The sequence below is a fragment of the Pseudonocardia sp. P1 genome (assembly GCF_000178675.2).
Classification (GTDB): domain Bacteria; phylum Actinomycetota; class Actinomycetes; order Mycobacteriales; family Pseudonocardiaceae; genus Pseudonocardia.
The window spans coordinates 299,232-321,728 of the sequence record NZ_ADUJ02000001.1 but is presented as its reverse complement, the minus strand read 5'-3'; the positions used below and the strand labels follow the sequence as shown (position 1 = coordinate 321,728).

Here is a 22,497-nt window from a genome sequence, read left to right as displayed (position 1 = left end):
AGGCGGACGCCACATGCGTAGGCCCCTCGACGCGCTGCGTGTCATGATCATCTCGTGACCGCCGACCTGCGCTGGGCCGCGCCGCCCGCCCCCGCCCGGCCGTCGCTGGACCGGCCGACGATCGTGTCCACGGCGCTGGCGGTCGCCGACGCCGACGGGCTGGCCGCCCTCTCGATGCCCCGCCTCGCCCGCGAGCTGGGGACCGCGCCGATGTCGCTGTACCGGCACGTCCCCGGCAAGGAGGCCCTGGTCGATCTGGTGCTGGACGAGGCACTCGGCGCGCCGCCCGAGCTGGCCGGACGGTCCCTGCGGGCGGGCTGCGAGCGGTGGGCGACGGCGCTGCGCGACGTGCTGGCCGAGCACCCGTGGGCGGTGCCGCTGATGGCGGGCGACCGCACCGCCGGACCGGCCGAGTGCGGGTGGGCGGAGGCGCTGCTCGCGCACGCCGTCGACCGCGGCCGCCCGCTGCCCGAGGCGGTGGAGGTGCTGCACCTGGTGCACGGCTACGTCCGCGGTGCGGCCGCGCTCGCCGGGGACCGGCTCCCCACCGCCCACGACCTGGAACGTTCCGGCCGGTCCGACGGGCTGCCGGTGCTCGCGCGGCTGCTCGGCGGGGCGGCGGTCCGCGGGCCCGGTGGCGTGGAGCCGCTGTTCGACAGCGGCCTGCGCCGGACACTCGACGCCGTCGAGCCCGCACCGTGACCGGACGAGCCGGCGGACCGGCTGGCCGGCGCCGGGTTCACGGTGCGGAGCCGGACCGTCCGTGCGGCGCGGGCCGGTGAGCGGACACCACACACCGTCGTCCCGGCCCGCCGCGACGGCTGACGCCGGTCACCCCGTCGTTCCGGGGACCTCCGGGACCTCCGGGACTTCCGGGTCGCTCGCGGCGACGAGCGCGGAACGGCGCCGCTCCAGGAACCGCCGCTCCGTCGGGTTCGTCGTCAGTTCCAGCGCCGTCCCGTAGGCCGCGGCGGCCTCGCCGCTCCGCCCCAGCCGGGCCAGCAGGTCGGCCCGCGCCGCCGGGAGGTACGGGTAGCCCGCCAGCCCCGGCGCGAGCCCGTCGATCTCGCGCAGGACCGCCGCCGGATCGGCATCGGGCAGGCGCCCGCGGACGACGGCCCGGTTGAGGGCGACGACCGGGGACGGCCAGACCGCCAGCAACGCGTCGTAGGTCCGTGCCAGCTGGGCCCAGTCGGTGTCCGCCCAGGTCGGGGCCACCGCGTGCAGACCGGCGACCGCGGCCTGCAACGCGAACCGGCCGTGCGGCGGGCCCGTCCGCAGCGCCGCGGTGGTGTGCGCGAGCCCCTCGGCGGTCAGGCGCCGGTCCCAGCCCGCCCGGTCCTGGTCGGGGAGCAGGACGAGGTCCCCGCCGTCGTCGGTGCGGGAGCCGCCGCGTGCCTCGGTGAGCAGGACCAGACCGAGCAGCGCGCGCGGGCCGGGCTCGCCGGGCAGCAGGCGGACGAGCATCCGTGCCAGCCCGGTCGCCCGTCCGGTCAGGTCGGTGTCGGCGAGACGCTCACCGGCTCCGGCGTGCCCGGCGGTGTAGGCGAGGTGCACCACGGTCAGCACGGTGTCGAGACGGGCGGGCAGCTCGTCGTCGGGCGGGACGCGGAACGGGATCCGGGCGGCGGCGATCTTGTGCTTGGCCCGGGTGATCCGCCGTGCGACGCCCGCCTCCCCGCTCAGCATCACCGCGGCGATCGAGGGGACGTCGAGCCCGCACACCAGGCGCAGGGTCAGCGCGACCTGCGACTCGCGGGCGAGCGCCGGGTGGCAGCAGGTGAACACCAGGCGCAGCGGATCGGTGGGTGCGCCGTCGTCGTCGCTGCCGTCGTCGTCGCTGCCGCCGCCGGGCGGGGGCTCGACGAGCAGCGGGAGCTTCCGCCGCATCGACGTCTCCCGGCGCAGCCGGTCCAGCGCGATCCGGCGGGCGGTCGTGGTGAGCCAGCCCGCCGGGTTGTCCGGGACCCCGTCCGGCCAGCTGCGCAGCGCCCGCTCGAACGCCTCCTGCGCGCAGTCCTCGGCCAGGTCGAGGTCCCGGACGGACCGGGCCGTGGCGGCGACGACCACCCGCCACGACTCCCGGTACGCCCGCCGGACGGCCGTCGCGGCGTCCGGCACCGTGGTCAGCCGGTGCCGCCGTCGTCGGGCAGGTCCATGACCGGGCGGACCTCGACGTTCCCGGCCGGGCACACCGCGGCCAGCCGGAGCGCCACGTCGAGGTCCGGCGCCTCGATCACGTAGAAGCCGCCCAGTGCCTCCTTGGTGTCGGCGAACGGGCCGTCCGTCACCAGGGGGTCGCCGCCGGAGGCACGCCGCACGGTGCTCGCGGTGGCGGAGCGCTCGAGCGCCTCCCCGCCGACGACCTCCGCGCCGGCCTCGCGCACGGCCGCCATGAACTCCTCGTGCAGCCGGACCTCGTCGGCGACGCCCTGCTCGTCGGCGGTGTCGTACCAGTCCTCGGCGTCGTACATCAGGAACACGTAGCGGGCCATCGGTGGATCCTTCCCTCGTTCTCGGTGCGGTCACCCTGCTGACGAACGGGCCGGGCCGGATCGGACACCGGTGCTCCGCCCGATTCTCCCGGTTCCCGCGCGCAGTTCCAGCCGCGGCCAGCCGGCGAGGTCGCGCAGCAGCTGCCGGTCGTGCGTCGCGACGACGACGGCGGCGCCCGTCCGCCGGAGCGCCGCGGTCAGATCGTCCACGAGGGCCGCCGACAGGTGGTTGGTCGGCTCGTCCAGCAGGATCGTCCCGGGCCGTCCGGCCAGTGCGAGCGCGAGGTCGAGCCGGCGGCGCCCACCCTCCGACAGCCGGCCGACGGGGGTACTCGCCGCCTCGGCGTCGAGCAGGCCGAGCGACCCGAGCGGGACGACGTCGGACTCGGCGAGCACGCCGCGGGACACCAGCCGCCCGGCATGCGCGCGGTGCGCCTCCCAGGCGGTGCGGTCCGGGTCCTGTGCGGCGGTCTCCTGGCTGACCCGGACGACGCGGGCACCCGGCGCCGTCCGCACCTCCCCCGACGACGGCGTCAGCGCACCGGCCAGCACCGCCAGCAGGGTCGACTTCCCGGCCCCGTTCGGGCCCGTGACGAGGAGCCGGTCGCCGCCGTCGAGGGTCAGGTCGACCGGGCCGCCGAGCCGCCCGTCGACGGCGACGCCGTGCGCCCGGAGCTGCGGCGCCCCCGGCCGGACGCCGAGGTCGGGCCAGTGCAGCGCCGGCGGAGGGACCGGCACGTCGAGCCGGTGCGCCTCCAGTTCCTCCTGCCTGCGGTGCAGGGCCTGCACCACGCCCGGGGCCCGGGACTGGCGCTGGTGTCTCCCGGTGCCCTTGTCGGGGCGCCATCCGGTGCTGAGCCGGTCACGGGCCTGCGACACCTGTTCCCGGAGCCGCCGGTGCTCGGCCTGCTGCTCGGCGACGTCCTGCTCCCAGCGTTCCCGTTCCCGGCGGCGGCCGTCCTGCCACGCGTCGTAGCCGCCGGAGTGCAGGTGGGCCCGCCCGTCCCGGGTGGGGTCGAGATCGAGGAAGCGGTCGGCGACGTCGCGCAGCAGGGCCCGGTCGTGGCTGACGACGGCGAGCCCACCGGGGTGCGCGCGCAGTGTCCGGGTCAGGAAGTCCAGGCCGTCGCCGTCGAGGTGGTTGGTCGGCTCGTCGAGCAGGAGCACGTCGTGCCGGGCGCCGAGCAGGCAGGCCAGCCGGACCCGGTAGCGCTGCCCCACCGACAGCGTCGTCAGCTCACGGTCCCGGTCGGTGCAGGCACCCAGCGCGTCGAGCGCGATGTCGACGCGACGCTCGGCGTCCCACGCGTCGAGCCGGGTCGTGGCCTCGAGCGCCGCGGCGTAGCGGTCGCCGGCGGCCGGGTCGCCCGCGGCCATCGCACGGGCCGCCTCGTCGAGCGCGCCGAGCGCGCCGAGGCTCGCGGCCAGCGCCCGGCCGGTGAGGGTGCCGACGGTCTCGCCCGCTCCCGCCGGGAGCTCCTGACGGGCGAGGCCGACCGTGCCGGCCCGGCGGACGGTGCCCTCGTCGGGCCGGACGATCCCGGCGAGGACGTGCAGCAGGGTCGTCTTCCCGCGTCCGTTCTCGCCGACGACGGCGATCCGGGACCGGGCCGCGACGGTGACGGAGACGTCGTCGAGCACGCGGCGGGACCCGCGGGTCACGGACACGTTCTCGGCCCGGACGTGGGCGCTGCCGCCCGCCTCGACGGCGGGGGCGGACAGGATGGGTTCGGAGATGGGGTGCAACGATCGCTCCGCGGCTCGCAGTGGGCCGGGCAGCACGGGACGGCCGCCCGGCGGGACCGGGACGGCGGGCGCGGATCGAACGGGGAGAGGGCGCCGCCGTCAGCGGGCGGTGCGCAGCCTCTGGGCCCAGATGCCTCGTCTCATGGGAGCAGCCTAACCGCACGATCCGGGCGGTTCATCCGGTTTCCGCCGAGGTCCGCGTGCGCGCACAGGTGGGCCACAGCCTCACCTGCCATGATCGGCCCCCGGCACGGCACATCGGCTGGGGAGGACCATGACCGCCGGCATCCTCGAGGCACCGCCCGAGCACGGCCTGACCGCCGGCCAGGTGGCGGCACAGCGACGGGCCGGACTGGTGAACGCGCCGGTCTCGGGCGGTTCGCGCACCTACGCGACGATCCTGCGCACCAACGTCTTCTCGTTCTACAACTCGATCCTGTTCGCGATCGGCGCCATCCTGCTGGTGCTCGGCCGCTACAACGACGCCCTGGTCAGCGTCGGGCTCGGCCTGATCAACGCCGTCATCGGCGCCGTCCAGGAGATCCGGGCCAAGCGCAAGCTCGACAACCTCCAGCTGCTCGACGAGGCCGGTGTCACCGTCGTCCGGGACGGCGCCGAGCAGCGGGTCGCGGCCACCGACGTCGTGGCGGGGGACGTGCTCCTCGTGCGGGCCGGTGACCAGATCGTCGTCGACGGGCCGGTGCTCACCGGCCGGGCCGAGGCCGACGAGTCGCTGCTGACCGGCGAGTCCGACCCGGTCGTCAAGGAGACCGGCGACGTCCTCCGGTCGGGCAGCCACTGCGTGGCCGGGGAGGCCCGGCAGCGCGCCGAGGCCGTCGGCGCCGGCAGCTACGCGGGCCGGCTGACCCTCGACGCCCGCCGGGCGACGACGGACGCGACGCCGCTGCAGCGCCGCATCGACTTCGTCGTGCGCCTGACGATGGCGCTGGTCGTGCTGATGAGCGGTGCGATCCTGGCGCAGGCGTTCCTGGAGGGCTTCTCCCTGCTGCGCGTCGTCCAGATCACCGCGGTGCTGTCCGGGCTGGTGCCCTACGGGCTGTTCTTCCTCATCGCCGTCGCCTACACCCGCGGGGCCGCCCGCATCGCGCGGAAGGGCGCGCTGGTCCAGCAGGTCAACGCGGTCGAGTCGGTCACCCACGTCGACGTCGTGTGCACCGACAAGACCGGCACCCTCACCACCGGCAGGCTGCGGCTGAAGGAGACCGAGCCCCTGGCGGGGACCGACCCCGATCCGGTGCTCGCCCGCTACGCCGCCGCCGTGTCCGACCCGAACCTCACCTCGGCCGCGCTGGCCGCGGCACTGCCCGGCGAGCCGTGGGAGCTGCGCGACGAGGTCCCCTTCACCTCCGCGCAGCGGTGGTCCGGCCAGGTCACCGACGACGGCGCCTGGGTGCTCGGCGCGCCCGACGCACTCGCCCCGCACCTCACCACCGCGCTGCCGGACGGTGCCGTGGACGGGCGCACGGCGCTCGGGCTGCGAGTGCTGCTCCTGGCCCGGGCCGCGGACCCGGCGGCCGGGCTGCGCCGCGACGGGCGCCCCGCGCTCCCCCGGCTGGAGCCGGTGGCGCTGGTCGCGCTGGCCGACGAGCTGCGGCCCGAGGTGGTCGAGAGCATCGCCCGGTTCGCCGGGAGCGGCGTCGCGATCAAGGTGCTGTCCGGGGACGACCCGCGGACCGTCGCCGCGCTCGCCGTCCAGGCGGGGCTCGACGCCGGGGACCCGGTCACCGGGCCCTCGCTCGACGCGCTCGACGACGCCGAGCTCGACCGGCTCGTCGCCCGCACGACCGTGTTCGGCCGGGTCGCGCCGGAGCAGAAGGAGCGCATCGTCGCCGCCCTGCGCCGCGGCGGCGGGTACGTGGCGATGCTGGGCGACGGGGTCAACGACGCCCGCGCGCTCAAGGGCGCCCACGTCGGCGTCGCGATGCGCAGCGGGTCGCCCGTCACCCGCGACGTCGCCGACATCGTGCTGGTGGACGACTCGTTCTCGGCGCTGCTCCCGGCGCGGGCCGAGGGCCGCCGGATCATCGACGGCATCGCCGTCTCGATGTACGTGTTCCTCGCCCGGGTCGCGACCCAGGGCCTGGTCATCGCGATCGTGGCGATGCTCGGGCTGGGCTTCCCGTACTCCCCCACCCAGGTCGGGCTCACCCTGCTGACGGTGGGTGTGCCGACGTTCTTCCTGACGATGTGGGCCCGCGAGGACGAGCCCGACCCGGACCTGCTCGGGAACCTGGCCCGGTTCGTCGTCCCGGCGTCGGTGGTGACGGCGAGCATCGGCGCGATCGTCTACACCACACTCCACCAGGCGATCCTGCAGGGCCTCACCAGTGGCCGGACCCCGGACCAGGTCGTGCAGGCGTTCCAGTCCTACACCGGTCTGACCTACGGGCGGGACGCCGACTTCGCCGAGGCCGCCGCGACGATCGGCGCCCAGACCGGGCTGTCCACGTTCGTCAGCCTGGCGTCGTTCGTGCTGATCCTGTTCCTGCGCCCGCCGCACCGGATCTTCGCCGCGTGGACGGCGCCGGTGGCCGACCGGCGCCCCGCCTGGCTGGTCCTCGCGCTCACGGCCGCGTTCGCCGGGGTCGTGTTCACCCCGGTGCTGTCGACGTACTTCGGCCTGACCGGCGCGGCACGGCCGGTGTTCAGCGTGGTCGTCCCGTCGCTGCTGACCTGGTTCGTGCTGCTGTGGCTCGCGTTCCGGTACCGGGCGCTGGACCGGATCCTCGGGATCGACCGGTTGCCCGGGCGCCGCTGAACCCGGGCCGCCGCGTCCGCCGACGGGCGGTCAGCGGCCGTCCTGCCGGGCGGAGTCGGGCGGGGCCGGCGCCGTCCCGCCGGTCCCGGCGGCGTCGCCGGGGTCGGCGGTCCCGGCCGTGGTGGCCGCCACGGTGGTCGCGCCGTTCCGTCCGGTGGTGTCGTCCGCCCCGGACTCCGCCGGTGCCGGCACCTCGGCGGTCGTGTCCCCGGCGCCGTCCTCGATCTCGTCCGGGTGCTCCTCCGAGAACCGCTGGTCCCGGATGTCGATCTGCTCGCCCAGGTAGCGCAGCAGCACCGCGACGACGGCCGCGACCGGGACCGCGAGGAACGCACCGGCGATCCCCGCGAGCGAACTGCCCGCGGTGACGGCGAGCAGCACGACGGCACCGTGCAGCTTCAGGCTCTGCCCCTGCAGGAACGGCTGCAGGACGTTCCCCTCCACCTGCTGGACCACCAGGATCAGGACGAGCACCAGCACCGCGGTCGTGAAGCCCTGGGTGACCAGCGCGATGAGCACGGCGAGCGCCCCTGCGACGAACGCACCGACGATCGGGATGAAGCCGCCGAGGAAGGTCAGGATCGCCAGCGGCAGCGCCAGCGGCACGCTGAGCAGGACCAGGCCGATGCCGATGAACACGGCGTCGATCAGGCTCACCAGGGCCTGCACCCGGATGAAGCCGCCGAGCACCGACCACATCCGGGACAGCACCTCGGTGAGGTGCCGGCCCGCGGTGCGCCCGCTGATGGCGCTGATCCACGGCAGGAACCGCGGCCCGTCCTTCACGAAGAAGAACGTCAGCACCAGCGCGAGCACGAGTGCGAGCAGGCCGGACGCGACGGTCGAGACACCGGTCAGCACGCCACCCGCGATCGCGGTGATGCTCTGCTGCAGCTGCGCGGTGACCTGGTTGATGATGTCACCGATCTGGCCGTCGCCCAGGTTCAGCGGCGGGCCGCTGACCCACTGCTGGATCTGCCCGACGGCCTGGATCACCCCGGTGGTGATCTGCTGGGTCTGCCCCGCCACCGACGGGGCGATGGCGACGAACAGCCCGCTGACCGCGCCGATCCCGACGAGCAGCACCACGATCGACGCGAGCGCCGGTGGCACGCGGTGCCGGATGAGCCAGCCGGCCGGTGGGCGCAGCACCGTTGTGAGCAGGATCGCCAGCACGACCGGCCAGACGACCACCCAGAACGTGCCGATCACCCAGCCGGCGATCACGAGCCCGACGGCGATGAGCGCGACCCGCAGGCTCCAGGCGGCGAGCCAGGTGAGCCCGTTGCCGATCACCGTGCCACGGCTCGCGACCGTCGCGACGGGAACGGGGCTCAGCACCGACCCACCCGCCGGATCCCGCTGTGGGGCGGCCCGGCCGTCCTCCTGGACCGCCGGCTGCGACCGCGACTTCATGATCCTCCCCGTTCGTCCGGACCCGACAGCCGCGCACACTAGCCCCGCCGGGACCTCCGCGCCCGCAGGCGCCGGGGTCGGGTCGCCCACGCGTGCCGTGGACGGGATTGGCAGGAAGTTGCCGGGCGCTGTCCTTCCTGCCCCTGTCCGGGTCACCGGGACCGGCGGATCCTCGGTCGTGGCTCCTTTCCGGGCGCAACGCCCGGGCACCGCCGGAGCCACCCGTCACCGACCGGAGGAAGAACGATGCTGACCCAGATCCTGCTCGCCGCACTCGTCGTCACCGGTTCGGCCGCGACCTTCCGCGAGGTGCTGCGCGGCCGTCCGCGCCGGATCGGCACGAGGCGTGGCTACGACACGAGGACCCCGTCACTGCGGTGACCCCCGCTCACCCCCCGGTGGGCTCGGCGATCCGGGCCGCCACCGCGTCGACGTGGGCACTCATCGCGTCGAGATCGTCGGCGGCCTGCCGGAGCAGGCCGGGATCGGCGAGCGCGGTCCCGGCGACGCAGTGCCGCGCACCGTCGGCGCCGGCGTCGAGACCGGCCGTCCAGGACGCCTGGGCCCGCTCGTCCGGGATGGGCCGGTAGGCCCGCGCGGCCGCGACGTCGTCACGCAGGTCCCGGCAGGCGTCGCCCATCGCGGCCACGTCACGGCGCTCACCGGCGCGGACGACGGCCGCGAGGTCGCGGGTGATCGCGTCCACCCGGGTCCGGCCGCCGCCGTCGCGCCACTCGGAGATCTCGGCGGCCGCCACCGCGGTGCCGGGGACCGGTCCCGCGGCGGTGGCCGCGCCGACGACCAGCGTGAACACCCCGATCAGCGTCGCGATGCCGACGAGCAGGCCGCCGCCGACCACGCGGGGCGGCCGCGGCGGGCGGGGCAACAGCGCGGCGGGGAAGCCGGGAAGACGGCCGTCGGCGTCCGGCGGGCCGGCCGGTTCCACCGGCGGGCCGGGCGGGACGTCCCACCACGGCCGCGCGGTCGTCCGCGGCGGTCCGCCGGACGGCCGGCGGGGTGCCGGGACCACCGGCGCGGGCGGCGCGACGGGTGCGTCCCGCGCGACGTACGGAGGAACCCGGTCCACGGCGGCACCCCCTCTCCACGACACCCACGACGACGGTGATGCCACGACATCGCGGTACGGACGGAGCCGTTAGCCGGAGACGGCGGACGTCATCAGATGTGTCGACGGCCACCACCCGCCCGGGTGATGCCCGCGACCCACCCGGGATCCGCACGCCCGCGGCCTGCCGCGACGGCGAGGCCACATCGGGCGCGGGTGCACGACCAGCCGGCCGTGATCGGCCAGGACGGGTCCGGTCAGCCCGACCGCTCGACGTGCCCGCCGGCGGCGACGTCGCGGACGGAGTGCGCACCGAGGCGCTCGACCAGGAGACGACCGGTCCGTTCCAGGTGGTCCCGCATGGCCACCTCGGCCGACGTGTCGTCGCGGAGCACCACCGCGGCGACGACCGGCTCGTGTTCGGCGAGGATCTCGGCCAGGGTGCGCCCACCGGCGGTCGTCGGCGGACCGAGCAGGGCGGTGGTGGCCCGCAGCCGCTCGACGGTCGCGGCCGCACGCGCGTTGCCCGCAGCGCGCAGCAGGCGGTCGTGCAGGGTCCGGTCGGCCGCCCAGAACGCCTGTTCGTCGTCCCGGGCCGCGGCATCCGTCATGTCCGCCAGCGCCGCGCGTACGGTGTCGTGGTCGGCGTCCGAGCCCTCCCGCGCGGCGCGCCCGGCCGCCGCGGGCTCGAGGGCGAGCCGGATCTCGATGATCTCCTCGATGTCGTGCGCGGTCGGCACGACGATCTGGAAACCCCGGTTGCGCGCGATCCGCACCAGCCCGGCCTCGGCGAGCTGCAGCAACGCCTCCCGCACCGGGCTGCGGGAGACACCGAGCTCGTCGGCGAGCTGGTAGACCGAGTACGTCTCGCCGGCGACGAGCTCGCCCGCGGCCACCGCGTCCCGGACGGCCTGAGCCACCCCGGCGGCCAGCGAGGGCGCATCGGTGGACAGCACGAGCCTCGGCATGAGTAACATGTTAGCCGTGGGAAGTAACATGTTACTCGCGGGCGCAGGGACGGACGGGGTCGAGGCGGCGCTGCGGGGTGCCGGCCTGGAGGTGCGGGCCGACGCAGCCACCCGGGGGATGTACGCCTCCGACGCCTCGCTGTACCGGATCCCGCCGCTGGCGGTCGTGCGCCCCCGCGACGTCGACGAGGTCGCCGCGGTCCTCGCCGTGGCGCGCGAGACCGGGGTGCCCGTCACCTCCCGCGGAGCGGGGACCTCGGTGGCGGGCAACGCCGTGGGCCGCGGGATCGTCATCGACTTCTCCCGCCACCTCGGGCGGGTGCTCTCGGTCGATCCCGACTCGCGCACCGCCGTGGTCGAGCCCGGCACGGTGCACGCGGTCCTGCAGCGTGCCGCCGCCCCGTTCGGTGTCCGGTTCGGGCCGGACCCCTCCACCCACCCCCGGTGCACGATCGGCGGGATGATCGGCAACAACGCGTGCGGGTCACGTTCGCTGGCCTACGGGCGCACCTCGGACAACGTCGCCGGCCTGGAACTGCTCACCGCCGCCGGCGACCGTCTGGTCACCGGCTACGAGGACGGCGTCCCGTACGCCCGCGGCTCGGAGACCGTCGTCTCCGGCGTCCGGGCCGCGGTCTCGCGGCACCTGCAGACCGCCCGCCTGGAGTTCGACCGGTTCGGCAGGCAGGTCTCCGGCTACGCCGCCCAGCACCTGCTGCCCGAACGCTTCGACCTCACCCGGGCCCTCGTCGGGTCCGAGGGCACCCTCGGGGTGATCACCCGGGCGACGGTGAAGCTGGTGGAGGACGCACCGGTGCGGGTCGTGGTGGTGCTCGGCTTCTCCGACATCGTCGCCGCCGGTCACGCCGCACCGTCGGTCGTGGCCCACGGCCCCACCTCGTGCGAGGGGCTCGACTCACGGCTGCTCGACGTCCTGCGCGCCCGCCGCGGCCCCGACGCCGTCCCGCCCCTGCCGCGGGGCAAGGCGTGGCTGTTCGTCGAGCTCGCCGGCCACGAGCCCGGCGAGGTCCTCGACCGGGCCCGCCGCCTCGCCGCCGACGGGATCGGCGACGACTCCACCGTCGTCGAGGACCCCGCGGTCCAGGCCCGGCTGTGGCGCATCCGCGAGGACGGCGCCGGCCTCGCCGGGCGCGCCCCGTCCGACCGGCCCGCCTGGCCCGGGTGGGAGGACGCCGCCGTGCCGCCCGAGCAGCTCGGCCGCTACCTGGCCCGCTTCGACGAGCTGGTCGACTCCTACGGCATGACCTCGGCCCCGTTCGGCCACTTCGGGGACGGCTGCATGCACGTCCGGCTCGACGTGCCCCTCGACCGGCCCGACGGCAGCACCGTCCTGCGCCACTTCCTCACCGACGCCGCGCAACTGGTCGGCGAGTTCGGTGGCTCGCTGTCCGGGGAGCACGGCGACGGCCGCGCCCGCTCCGAGCTGCTGCCCCACATGTACTCAGCCGACGCGATCGCCCTGTTCGGCGCCGTCAAGCACGCCTTCGACCCCGGCAACCTGCTCAACCCCGGCGTCCTGGTCGACCCCGACCCGGTCGACGCCGACGTCCGCGTCGCCGGAACCTTCCCGCTGGGCCGGCGACACCTGGCGATGGCCTACCCCCACGACGACGGCGACCTCGCCCAAGCCGTCCACCGCTGCACCGGGGTCGGCAAGTGCCGGGCCGACAACTCCGCCTCGGGCGGGGTCATGTGCCCCTCCTACCTCGCCACCCGCGAGGAGAAGGACTCCACCCGCGGACGCGCACGCGTCCTGCAGGAGGTCGTGCGCGGAGAGCTCGCGTGGTCCGACCCGGCCGTGCACGACTCCCTGGATCTGTGCCTGTCCTGCAAGGGATGCGCCTCGGACTGCCCGACCGGCATCGACATGGCCACCTACAAGTCCGAGGCGCTCCACCAGACCTACCGCCGGCGGCTGCGCCCACGCTCGCACTACACCCTCGGGAAGCTGCCGTTCTGGGCCCGCATCGCCGGACGGACCCCGCGCCTGGCCAACGCCGCGGTACGCCTGCCCGGCCTCGGCCCGGTTCTGCTGTGGCTCGCTGGTGTCGACGGCCGCCGCTCGGTCCCGGCCTTCGCCCGCCGCCCCTTCCGCAGGCTCTTCCGCCCCACGGCATCCGACCGGACCCCGGTGGTGCTGTTCGCCGACTCGTTCTCCGACGCCTTCTCCCCCGAGGTCGCCGAGGCCACCGTCCGCGTCCTGCGATCGGCGGGCTACGAGCCGCGGCTGCCGTCCTCCACCGTGTGCTGCGGCCTGACCTGGATCACCACCGGGCAGCTCGACCCGGCCAAGAAGATCCTGCGCCGGACCGTGGCCACGCTCGCCGACGACGCCCGCGCCGGCATCCCCATCGTGGGCATCGAGCCCTCGTGCACCGCGGTGCTGCGCTCCGACGTCCGCGAGCTGCTGCCCGACGACCCGGACGCCGCACCCGTCGCCTCGGCGGTGCGGACCCTGTCCGAGCTGCTCGCCGAGACCCCCGGCTGGACCCCGCCGGACCTGTCGGACCTCGAACTCGTCGTCCAGCCCCACTGCCACCACCACGCCGTGCTGGGCTGGAAACCCGACGCCGACCTGTTGGCCTCGACGGGTGCCCGGGTCCGGAACCTGGCCGGATGCTGCGGGCTCGCCGGCAACTTCGGCGTCGAACGCGGCCACTACGAGGTGTCGGTCGCCGTCGCCGGACAGAACCTGCTCCCCGCACTCGACGCCGCCCCCGGCGCCGTCGTACTCGCCGACGGCTTCTCCTGCCGCACGCAGATCGCCGATCTGCGCGACCGGCCGGCGCTGCACCTGGCCCAGCTGCTCGACCGGTGATCCGCGCCTAGGATCGGTCCCGCCGCCACCTCGACCGAGGACCGTCATGCCCGCTCCCGTCCCGCCGTCGCGCACCGGTGCCGCCCCGCGCTCACCGCACGTCCCGTCGGAGCAGACGTCCCAGCCCCGCTACGCCGCCCGGGCCCGCGGCCCGGCGCCGCACCTGGTGGTCACCGTGGGCGGTGCCGCCGCGCCGGAGGTCCGGCCGCAGGACCGGCTCGTGGAGATCGCGCCCGGGGCCGCCACCGGGGACCGGCTCGGCATCGAGCTGGCCGGCGTGACGACCGGCTGGCGGATCCTCGTCACCGGCCCCGAGCTGGAGGTGCAGGAGGTCCGGTCCGCCGCCCTGGCCCGGGGCGCACTGGACGAGGAGCTGCTGCTCGTGCCGACCGACGTCACCGGTACCGGGGACGCCGCCGTCGAGGGCGTCCGGCGCCGGGCCGTCCACTGCGGTCACTGCCACGTCCGGTTCGTCTCGGAGACCGCACCCGGCGACGCCCTCGGCTGCCCCGGCTGCCGCTCGGAGCTCGTCGTCGCCCACCACCACTCCCGCACGCACGCCGCGTTCCTCGGCGTCCCCACCGGTACCCGGGTCGGGGGGCCCGGCGCGTGACGCTCGATCTCGTCGTCGCCGCGCTCGGGACGCCGTGCCCGGGAGTGCGCAGCCTGGAGCTGGCGCCGGCCGGCGGCGGGCCGCTGCCGTCGTACCCGCCGGGCAGCCACGTCGCGGTGCGGTGGGCGCCGGACCGGTGGAACCCGTACTCGCTCACCGGCCCGTCGGTCGCGCCCGAGCGGCTGCATCTCGCGGTGGCGCTGCGCCCGGACGGACACGGCGGGTCCCGGTGGATGCACGCACTCGCCGTCGGGGACCGGGTCCGGGCGAGCCGGCCGCGCGCGACGTTCCGGCCGGTCGAGACCGCGACGCACCACCTGCTCGTCGCCGGCGGCATCGGGGTGACGCCGGTGCTCTCGCACGCCCGCTGGCACGCGTTCTGGGGGCACCGGTTCACCGTGCTGTTCGTGCACCGGCCGGGCGTCGCCCCGCACCTCGAGGAGCTGCGCGCCGTCTGCGGCGACCGGCTGGAGGCGGTGACCGGTCGCGCCGCGGCGCTCGTCGCGCTCCGCAGGCTCCTCGGGTCGGCACCGTTCGGCAGCCACCTCCACGTCTGCGGGCCGCCCGGGCTGATCGCCGCCGCCGCGGACGCCGCCCGGGCCGCGCACTGGCCGGACGCGCGAATCCATGCCGAGGCGTTCGTCCACGCCCCGGAGCCGGGCCGCCCGTTCCGGGCGGTGTTGCGGCGCAGCGGCCGCACCGTCGACGTCGGTGCCCGGGAGTCGCTGCTCGACGCGCTCGACCGCGCCGGGATCCCGGTACCGCGGATGTGCCGGCAGGGGGTGTGCGGCGAGTGCGCCACCACGGTGCACGCCGGCGCGGTGGACCACCGCGACTCCGTCCTCGATCCGGCGGACCGCGACCACCGGATGGCACCGTGCGTGTCCCGCGCCGGCGGCGACTCCCTGGAGCTGGACCTGTGAGCAGCTACCCGGCCGACGTCGCGTCCTACCCGTTCCCGCTGCCGCACCCCACGTACCGGATCAGCGCCAACGTCGAACCGGCCGGTGCGGAGCGCCGCACCGAGGCCGGGTCCTGGGGCGCGACGGTGCTGCACCCCGGTGACGACCGGGCGGCGGTCGCGGCCGGGCGCACCGCGGTCCTCGACCGCGAACCGGCCCGCTTCGTCGCCGCCCCGCACGCCCGCGCCGCCTCCTGGGACGCGCTGCTCCACCTCACCGGGCTGCTCGCCGCGGAACGGCCGGACGAGTGCTCCCTCACCCGCGACGGCGACCGGTACCGCTTCCGCGACGACGGGACCGGCGTCGACCAGGAGTTCGTGTTCGGCGACGAATCGACGCTGCCGGAGCACCCGCTGCGGTTCGCCTCCCGCCTGCTCGCCGAGGACGTCGTCGTCCTCGGGGCCCGCGACGACCGGCTCTGGCTCGACGCCGGCGCCGTCGCGGCCGCGTCGGTCTGGTCGATCGGGTTCGACGCCGGCATGAGCTTCCGCGAGCTGCACGGCCCGGTCCCCGGCAACGGCCCCGGCGGGGTGTTCGAGCGCGCCGAGCGGTTCCTGCTGCGGCTGGCCCCCGGCGAGGCGTACCGGCGGCTGAACTGGGGCCTGCAGCCCGGCGACCGGCTCGACCTCTCCCTCGACGCCTCCCCGGAGTGGCTGCCCGCGCGCGACGCGCTCGACGGTCTCGACCCCGGCCGGGACCTGCACCTGCGGACCGAGGTGCAGCACCTCGTCCGGCTGCCCCTCACCGGCTCGCTGCTGTTCCTCATCGGGATCCGGCTGCTCCCGCTGGAACGGGTCGCACTCGTCCCGGCGTGGCGGGACCGGCTGGCGTCGGTGCTGGAGACGCTGCCGCCCGAGGTGGCCGGGTACAAGGAGCTCGACCGGCTCGCCGCGCTCGCGGCGCCCTGGCTGCGCGGCCGCAGCGTGCCCGGCCGGTAACGGAGCGCGACGATCACACGATCACCTCCGATGAGGAACCGGGCGAAGGGGGAACCACGAGGATGTCGGCCAGCAACCTGTCGGTGCACGGCGTGGACGTGCAGACGGTCGAGGAGGTCGTCGAGGCGCTGCGCGCGATCCGCGACGCCGCCGCCGAGGACATCCGGGCACCCCGGATCGACGGCATCTCCTGCTTCAGCAGGCTCTACACGACCATCACCGAGAACGTGCTGGCCACCCTGCAGGGCGCCCACCCCGGCCGGTCGTTCGACGACCCCGAGTTCCTGACCCGGCTCGACGTCGCGTTCGCCCGCCGCTACTTCGCCGCGATCCACGCCCACGAGCGCCGGGACGGCTCGGTCCCCGCGTGCTGGAAGGTCCTGTTCGACCATCGCCGCGACCCCTCGATGGGACACGTCAACTTCGCGGCCTGCGGCGTCAACGCCCACGTGAACCACGATCTCGCGCTCGCGCTGCTGGACACCTGGGAGGACTTCCCCCCGACCCCCGCCCGGCGTGCGGACTACGACCGGGTCAACGACATCTTCGCCGAGGAGATGGACGACCTGCGGGAGGACTTCGACGCGTTCCTCGCCGGCACCACCGAGGGCGGGCTGCTGGACCGCCTCGGCAACGCACTGTCCGACCTGCTGGTGCGCGCGACCCGCGGGCAGGCGTGGGAGGCGGCCGAGCGGGTGTGGCGGCACCGCGGCGACGACGAGGCCTACCGGCGGGCGCTGGCGGCGGAGACGGCGCGGCTGGACAGCGCGGCGACCGTGCTGGGCTGGATGATCCTGCGGGCCCCCGACCTGCCCTGATCAGCCGGTGGGCAGGCCGCGGTGCAGGACGTCGAGCGCGGCGTTCTCCCGGGAGCCGCCCCCGGCGTGGTCGTCGAGACGGTGCGCGAGATCGGCCGGCAGGTCCAGGACGAGTCGCACCGTCTCCCCCGCGGGCTCCGGCGCCGGTGCCGCCGGTGCCGTGACCGGCTCCGGGCGGCGCAGCACGAGCCCGAGGACCGGGAGCGCGATCGTGCCGAGCGCGTCGACGATCCCGGCGACGCCGAACCAGCGCCAGTACCACTCGTCCGACGAGCCGGGGATCTCGCCGTCGGTCACCACCGGGATCGCGAGCATCACCGCGACCACGGCGATCGCGGCCAGGGTGACGGCGAGCCCGGTCCGGATCGCCGGGTGCGGGCGCCCGGCGAGCAGCAGGAGCAGGTTCGCGTGGGCCAGGCTCACCGCGGCGATCGTCAGCAGGGCGAGCGACTTCCACCAGCCCTCCCCCGGCCCCGGGCCCGACCAGTCCTGCCAGATCAGCACCAGCGCGCAGACCGCTGCCCCGAGACTCGCCGCGAGCCCGCCGAAGCCGACCGCCCGCACCGCCCGGGTGACCACGGCGAGGTGGCACAGCGCCGTCGTCCCGAACGCGGCGACGACGAGCGTGGTGACCACGATCCGGCCCTGCAGCTCGCCGAACTCGCCGGTGAGCAGGGCGACGATGCCGAGCAGCGACGCCACCACCAGCGAGGCGACGACCAGCACGATCATCCCGCGGCGGGCGCCGCGGGCCGTCGTGACAGGACCGGTCCCGGGTCGCGTGGTCTGCGGTGCGGTGGACATGGGGGGAACCGTAGGCCCGGCCGGCCCGCCACGGCCTGCGTAGCGCTACCGAGATCACCCGCCGGTGGTGGTCCGCGCCGAAGGCTCAGGCGTGGGTCGCCGGGCGCCGGTCCGCGCCGAAGTGCTTGTCCACCAGGGCGAGGATCGTCTCCCGCTGGCGCACGCTGATCTCCTCCGCGTGCTCCTCCCAGCCGAACACACAGCTGGAGAGCACGCCGTCGAAGCCGGTCGCGGCGAGCGCGGCGAACACCTCGTCGAAGTCGACCTCGCCGCGGCCGATCTCGGCGTGCTGGTGCACCCGCACCGTCGAGCCGGGCGGGTTGACGATGTAGCGCAACCCGTTCGACGCCGTGTGGTCCAGGGTGTCCGCCAGGTGCACGGAGGCCAGCTTCCCCGCGGCCGCGGTGATGATCCCGGCGGCGTCGTCGCCCTGGTGGAAGGTGTGCGGGGTGCAGTACAGGAAGTCGATCCAGTCGGCGTTGAGCCCGCGGACGAGGTTCAGCGCGGCGTGGCCGTCCTCGACGAAGTCGTCGGGGTGCGGTTCGAGCACCAGCCGGACACCCTCCCGCTCGAACACCGGTGCCAGCTCGTCGAGCGAGCGGAGGAACTGGCTCTCGGCGTGCTCCGGCGCCTCCGGGCGGCCGTTGAACTCGGAGTTCATGACGTCCACCCCGAGGTCGACGGTCATCCGGATCGCCCGCTTCCAGGCGCGGACGGCGGCCTGCCGCTCGTCCTCGCCGGGGCCGGACCAGCGCAGCACCGGCAGCACCGAGGCGATGCCGACACCGGCGTCGGCGGCCCGTTTGCGCAGCGAGGCGACGGCGGCGTCGTCGGCGCGGGGGTGGCGGAAGAACGGGATGAAGTCGTCCTTCGGGGAGAGTTCCATCCAGCAGTAGCCCATCCGCGCGACGACGTCGGGCAGCTCCTGGACCGGGTGCGTCGCGTAGAACATCTGGGGGTCGAGCGCGAGCTTCACGGTGGTCCTCCCCTTCTACAGCGCGGCCGCGGCGGCGTGCAGGGTCTTCGCGGCGAGCGCGAGTCCCTCGGTGCGCGAGTACGCGGCGTCCTCGTGCTCGATGTTCACGGCGATGTCCGGGTCGACCTCGGCGAGCGCGCGCAGGAACCCGGTCCAGTACGCGACGTCGTGCCCCTCGCCGACGGCGACGAACGACCACGCCGGGTCGTCGGGCCAGGCCGAGCACCAGTGCCCGATCCCGGTCGGGACCCGGTCGGGGTCGTCGGCGGGCACCCGGGTGAAGGACGTGTCGAGCACGCCCCGGATCGCGGCGCCGGGCTCGATCCGGGCGTCCTTCGCCGCGGCGTGGAAGACCAGCGGCCCCAGCCAGCGGATGCAGGCCTCGACGTCCATCCCCTGCCACATCAGGTGCGACGGGTCCATCTCCGCACCCAGGTTCGTCGCGCCGATCCCATCGACCAGGCGGCGCAGCGTGACCGGGGAGAACACCAGGTTGTGCGGGTGCATCTCGATCGCGACCCGCACGCCGGAGGTCCGGGCGAGCTCGTCGATCCCCGTCCAGAACTCGCAGGCGACCGACCACTGGTGGTCGAGGACGTCGAGGTAGACGCCGTCCCACGGGTTCACCACCCAGGACGGGTAGCGGGCGTCCGGGTCCGAGCCCGGCGTGCCGGACATCGTGACGACGTGGCGCACCCCGAGCAGACCGGCCAGCCGGACCGTGCGGCGCAGGTCCTCGGCGTGCTTTGGCCCGACGCCGGGCAGCGGGCTGAGCGGGTTCCCGTTGCAGTTCAGCCCGGTCAGCTCCATCCCCCGCTCCGCGAACACCGTGAGGTAGTCGCGCCGGGCGGTCTCCGAGGACAGCAGCAGGTCGACCGGGCAGTGCGGCGCGGGCAGGAAACCCCCGGTGTTGACCTCCACCGAGGTCAGGCCGTTCGCGGCGAGCTCGTCGAGCGCCTCGGCGAGCGGGCGGTCGTGCAGACAGGCGGTGTAGGCACCCAGTTTCACGGCTTCTCCCCCAGACGGACCTCGACCCGTTTCCCGCTGGTCACGGCCTCGACCCCGGCCGCGCAGACCGCGACGGCGGCGTAGCCGTCCCAGGCGCCGGGCCCGGTGACGGTGCCCTGCGCGGCGGCGTCGACGAACGCCTGCATCTGGGAGTCGTAGGCCTGCCCGAACCGGACGACGAAGTCCGGTGCGATCTCCCCGCCCCAGCGGCCGGCGCGCCGCAGCAGCAGGTTCTGGTCGAGGCCGATCGTCGCCATGCCGTGCTCGGCGACCAGCTCGGTGCGGACCTCGTAGGCGACGCCGGTCCGGACGAACGACTCGACGTCGACCAGGCGTCCGGACTCGGTCTCGAAGAGCACGAGCATCGGGTCGGCGTTCCCCGCTGGCGACGACGACGTGGCGGCCGGCTTCAGCACGGTCACGGCGGTGATCTCCTCGCCGAGCAGGAACCGGGTGCAGTCGACCTCGTGGACGACCGAGTCGGCCATCGCGAACACCGAGGTGAAGTGCTCGGGGACCGCCGGGTTGCGGTGCACGCAGTGCAGCATCAGCGGGTCGCCCAGCTCGCCGCCGGTGACCATCTCGCGCAGGCGGGCGTACTCGGCGTCGAACCGGCGCATGAAGCCGACCTGGATCAGCCGTCGTCCGGTCGCGGCCTCCGCCCGCACGACGGCGTGCGCGCTCGGCTCGTCCATCGTCAGCGGCTTCTCACAGAGCACCGGCTTCCCCGCGTCGAGGCAGGCGAGCACCTGCTTCTCGTGCGCGGCCCCGGGGCTGGCGAGCACGACGGCGTCCACGTCGGACGCCCCGATCGCCGTGACGGGATCGGGCTCGATCCGGGCCCCGGCGACGGCGGCGACCTCGGCGGCCCGGTCGGCGTCGGCGTCGCTGACGACCGTGACCCGGGCGCCGCGGACCCGCCGGGACAGCGAGTCGACGTGGAACGCGCCCATCTTCCCGACGCCGACGACGGCGACGCGCAGCTCCTCGCTCATCGTGGGCTCCCGATCTCGACGGCCGCGGTGCCGCAGCCGGACAGGTAGGTGTGGGTGCGGCGGGCGATCGGCAGCGGGGCGTCCGGCGCGCAGGGGTACATGTCCTGCTCGACGATGGCGTGGACGTCCCGCCCGAGGCCCGCGACGGCGTCGAGCAGCGGGCCCATCTCGGGCACGCCGCGCGGCGGCTCCGTCATCACGCCGCGTCGCACGGCCTCGGGGAAGGTCAGGTCCTCGGCCTCGACCTCGTCCAGCACGGCCGGATCGACCTGCTTGAGGTGCAGGTAGCCGATCCGGTCGGGGTAGCGGCGGACCAGGTCGAGGTTGTCGCCGCGGTAGTACGAGACGTGCCCGGTGTCGAGGCACAGGTTCACGTCCGCCGGGTCGGTGTCGGCGAGGAAGCGCTCGATGTCGCGCTGGTACCCGACGTGCGAGTCGGCGTGGCTGTGGAACTGCACGTGCAGCCCGTACTCGTCGAGGATGCGCCTGCCCAGCTCGTTCATGCCGTCCGTGAGGCTGCGCCACTGCTCGGGGGCGAGCTCGGGGCTCTCCAGGGCGTCGCCGGTCCGGTGGTCGCGCCACGGCTCCGGGATGACGATGATGTGGCCGCCGCCGGTGGCCCGGGTCAGGGCGGCGACGTCGGTGACCTGCTTCCAGACGTCCTCCCAGGAGCCCGGTCGGTGCAGGTGCTCGAAGACGGTGCCGGCGGACACCTTCAGACCGTGCTTCCCGAGCTGGTCGGTGAGCTCGTCCGGGTCGGTCGGCAGGTAGCCGTACGGACCGAGCTCGATCCAGTCGTAGCCGGCCGCCGAGACCTCGGCGAGGAACCGGTCCGCCGGGGTCTGGTCGGGGTCGGATGCGAACCAGACCCCCCACGAGTCGGGTGCCGACCCGACCCTGATGCGCCCTGTGCTGACCACGCTGCCGCCTCCTCGTCTACGCTGAACTAGAGCGCGCTAGTAGCGCCTGGCCGGGAACTATCCAGGCCGTCCGGAACTATGTCAAGACAAAGATCGGCCCAGGAGGTGCCCGTGGCCGCACCGAGGCGTCCGACGATGCTCGACGTCGCCGCACGCGCCGGGGTCTCCCGCGCCCTGGTGTCGATCGTGTTCCGGGACCGGCCCGGCGCCTCGGAGCGGACCCGGGCCCGGGTGCTCGCCGCGGCCGAGGAGCTCGGGTACCGGCCGGACGGGGCCGCCCGGCTGCTGGCCCGCGGGCGCAGCCGCACCGTCGGCGTCGTGACGACCGTCGGCGAGCCCTACGAGGCCGACATGCTCGAGTCGATCTACGACGAGGCGGCCCGGCTCGGCTACGACGTCCTGCTCTCCGCGCGCACCCCGACCCACCCGGAGGCCGACGCCGTCGAGGGGCTCCTCGCCCACCGGTGCGAGGCGCTCGTCCTGCTCGGACCCACGCTCGGCGACACCGCGCTGACCGCACTCGCCGGGCGGACGACGGTCGCGCTCGTCGGCCGCGCAGCGCCCGCCGGCGAGGCGATGGACAGCCTCCGCACCGCCGACGACGTCGGCCTGCGCCAGGCCGTCGACCACCTCGTCGGGCTCGGGCACCGCGCGGTCGCCCACGTCGACGGCGGCGACGGCCCGAACGCCGGGGTCCGCCGGGACGGCTACCGGGACGCCATGGCCGCGCACGGGCTCGGCGCGTCGGCCCGCGTCCTCGACGGCGGGTACGACGAGCAGGCCGGGATCGCCGCGGCACGCGCCCTGCTCGACGCACCGGACCCGCCGACCGCGGTGGTCGCCGCGAACGACCGCTGCGCGCTCGGCCTGCTCGACACCCTGCGCCGCTCCGGAGTGGACGTCCCGGGGACCCTGTCGGTGGTCGGCTACAACGACGACCGGCTCGCCCGGCTCGCGCACGTCGACCTGACCACCGTCCGCCAGGACGCCGGCGCACTCGCCCGCGGCGCCGTCCGGGCCGTCGCGACCCGCCTGGACGACACCACCGCCACCCCCGAGGACCGCCTCCTCCCCCCGGACCTGGTGGTCCGGGGAACGACCGCACCCCCGCCCAGCTCCCGCCGGTGATCACGGATCCGGAAGCAGGACGGCCG

At 75.4% G+C, this 22,497-nt stretch carries 20 protein-coding genes; 9 read left to right on the top strand and 11 right to left on the bottom strand.

The window, feature by feature from the left end; translation table 11 throughout:
- The first annotated feature begins 54 nt into the window (after positions 1-54).
- The gene (locus PP1_RS01010; protein ID WP_010229695.1) at positions 55-702 is read left to right on the top strand and encodes a TetR/AcrR family transcriptional regulator; all 648 of its coding nucleotides are present in this window, start codon (positions 55-57) and stop codon (positions 700-702) included.
- A gap of 129 nt (positions 703-831) precedes the next feature.
- On the opposite strand, the gene PP1_RS01005 is transcribed toward PP1_RS01010, so the two are convergent.
- From PP1_RS01005 to PP1_RS00995, 3 genes are read right to left on the bottom strand one after another with little or no spacing between them, the layout of a single operon-like run.
- Positions 832-2,121, bottom strand: coding sequence for an RNA polymerase sigma factor (locus PP1_RS01005; protein WP_010229693.1), 1,290 nt, complete (start codon positions 2,119-2,121; stop codon positions 832-834).
- Between the two features lie 5 nt (positions 2,122-2,126).
- Positions 2,127-2,495 (bottom strand): YciI family protein, encoded by a 369-nt coding sequence (locus PP1_RS01000; protein ID WP_010229691.1) that lies wholly within the window; start codon positions 2,493-2,495, stop codon positions 2,127-2,129.
- A gap of 30 nt (positions 2,496-2,525) precedes the next feature.
- Positions 2,526-4,232 carry an ABC-F family ATP-binding cassette domain-containing protein gene (locus PP1_RS00995; protein WP_337819687.1) on the bottom strand — a complete coding sequence of 569 codons (1,707 nt, stop codon included), beginning with the start codon at positions 4,230-4,232 and terminating at the stop codon, positions 2,526-2,528.
- Between the two features lie 283 nt (positions 4,233-4,515).
- Between PP1_RS00995 and PP1_RS00990 the strand changes: the two genes are divergently transcribed.
- A complete protein-coding gene (locus tag PP1_RS00990) occupies positions 4,516-7,020 on the top strand; it encodes an HAD-IC family P-type ATPase (RefSeq protein WP_075314271.1) in 2,505 nt (834 codons plus the stop codon).
- A 30-nt stretch (positions 7,021-7,050) separates the two neighbouring features.
- On the opposite strand, the gene PP1_RS00985 is transcribed toward PP1_RS00990, so the two are convergent.
- A complete protein-coding gene (locus tag PP1_RS00985) occupies positions 7,051-8,436 on the bottom strand; it encodes an AI-2E family transporter (RefSeq protein ID WP_075314273.1) in 1,386 nt (461 codons plus the stop codon).
- 246 nt (positions 8,437-8,682) lie between these two features.
- Between PP1_RS00985 and PP1_RS00980 the strand changes: the two genes are divergently transcribed.
- Positions 8,683-8,817, top strand: coding sequence for a hypothetical protein (locus PP1_RS00980; protein WP_010240261.1), 135 nt, complete (start codon positions 8,683-8,685; stop codon positions 8,815-8,817).
- Positions 8,818-8,824: 7 nt separating this feature from the next.
- On the opposite strand, the gene PP1_RS00975 is transcribed toward PP1_RS00980, so the two are convergent.
- Together PP1_RS00975 and PP1_RS00970 are read right to left on the bottom strand one after the other, a co-directional pair.
- Positions 8,825-9,523, bottom strand: a complete 699-nt coding sequence (locus PP1_RS00975; protein WP_075314275.1) for a hypothetical protein — start codon at positions 9,521-9,523, stop codon at positions 8,825-8,827.
- 236 nt (positions 9,524-9,759) lie between these two features.
- Positions 9,760-10,470 (bottom strand): GntR family transcriptional regulator, encoded by a 711-nt coding sequence (locus PP1_RS00970; protein WP_010240264.1) that lies wholly within the window; start codon positions 10,468-10,470, stop codon positions 9,760-9,762.
- A gap of 16 nt (positions 10,471-10,486) precedes the next feature.
- Here PP1_RS00970 and PP1_RS00965 point away from each other — a divergent pair, with 16 nt between their 5' ends.
- The 5 genes from PP1_RS00965 (at position 10,487) to PP1_RS00945 (ending at position 16,640) form a co-directional block, all read left to right on the top strand.
- On the top strand, positions 10,487-13,309 hold the full coding sequence (locus PP1_RS00965; RefSeq protein WP_249265993.1) for an FAD-binding and (Fe-S)-binding domain-containing protein: 2,823 nt from the start codon (positions 10,487-10,489) through the stop codon (positions 13,307-13,309).
- A gap of 46 nt (positions 13,310-13,355) precedes the next feature.
- Positions 13,356-13,922 carry a dimethylamine monooxygenase subunit DmmA family protein gene (locus PP1_RS00960; protein WP_010240265.1) on the top strand — a complete coding sequence of 189 codons (567 nt, stop codon included), beginning with the start codon at positions 13,356-13,358 and terminating at the stop codon, positions 13,920-13,922.
- Entirely contained in the window at positions 13,919-14,845 is a 927-nt protein-coding gene (locus tag PP1_RS00955; protein ID WP_010240266.1) for a PDR/VanB family oxidoreductase, read from the top strand. The genes PP1_RS00960 and PP1_RS00955 overlap by 4 nt, the downstream gene beginning before the upstream one ends.
- The gene (locus PP1_RS00950; protein ID WP_010240267.1) at positions 14,842-15,822 is read left to right on the top strand and encodes a heme-dependent oxidative N-demethylase subunit alpha family protein; all 981 of its coding nucleotides are present in this window, start codon (positions 14,842-14,844) and stop codon (positions 15,820-15,822) included. The genes PP1_RS00955 and PP1_RS00950 overlap by 4 nt, the downstream gene beginning before the upstream one ends.
- A gap of 62 nt (positions 15,823-15,884) precedes the next feature.
- A complete protein-coding gene (locus tag PP1_RS00945) occupies positions 15,885-16,640 on the top strand; it encodes a DUF5995 family protein (protein ID WP_010240268.1) in 756 nt (251 codons plus the stop codon).
- On the opposite strand, the gene PP1_RS00940 is transcribed toward PP1_RS00945, so the two are convergent.
- From PP1_RS00940 to PP1_RS00920, 5 genes are all read right to left on the bottom strand, one after another.
- A complete protein-coding gene (locus PP1_RS00940; protein WP_010240270.1) occupies positions 16,641-17,444 on the bottom strand; it encodes a hypothetical protein in 804 nt (267 codons plus the stop codon).
- Positions 17,445-17,529: 85 nt separating this feature from the next.
- Positions 17,530-18,420: a sugar phosphate isomerase/epimerase family protein gene (locus tag PP1_RS00935; protein WP_010240272.1), complete on the bottom strand. Its 891-nt coding sequence runs from the start codon at positions 18,418-18,420 to the stop codon at positions 17,530-17,532.
- Between the two features lie 15 nt (positions 18,421-18,435).
- On the bottom strand, positions 18,436-19,428 hold the full coding sequence (locus PP1_RS00930; protein ID WP_010240274.1) for a sugar phosphate isomerase/epimerase family protein: 993 nt from the start codon (positions 19,426-19,428) through the stop codon (positions 18,436-18,438).
- Positions 19,425-20,423, bottom strand: coding sequence for a Gfo/Idh/MocA family protein (locus PP1_RS00925; protein WP_010240276.1), 999 nt, complete (start codon positions 20,421-20,423; stop codon positions 19,425-19,427). The genes PP1_RS00930 and PP1_RS00925 overlap by 4 nt, the downstream gene beginning before the upstream one ends.
- Entirely contained in the window at positions 20,420-21,343 is a 924-nt protein-coding gene (locus PP1_RS00920; RefSeq protein WP_010240279.1) for a sugar phosphate isomerase/epimerase family protein, read from the bottom strand. The genes PP1_RS00925 and PP1_RS00920 overlap by 4 nt, the downstream gene beginning before the upstream one ends.
- A gap of 111 nt (positions 21,344-21,454) precedes the next feature.
- Here PP1_RS00920 and PP1_RS00915 point away from each other — a divergent pair, with 111 nt between their 5' ends.
- On the top strand, positions 21,455-22,471 hold the full coding sequence (locus PP1_RS00915) for a LacI family DNA-binding transcriptional regulator (RefSeq protein ID WP_249265994.1): 1,017 nt from the start codon (positions 21,455-21,457) through the stop codon (positions 22,469-22,471).
- The last annotated feature ends 26 nt before the right edge of the window (positions 22,472-22,497 follow it).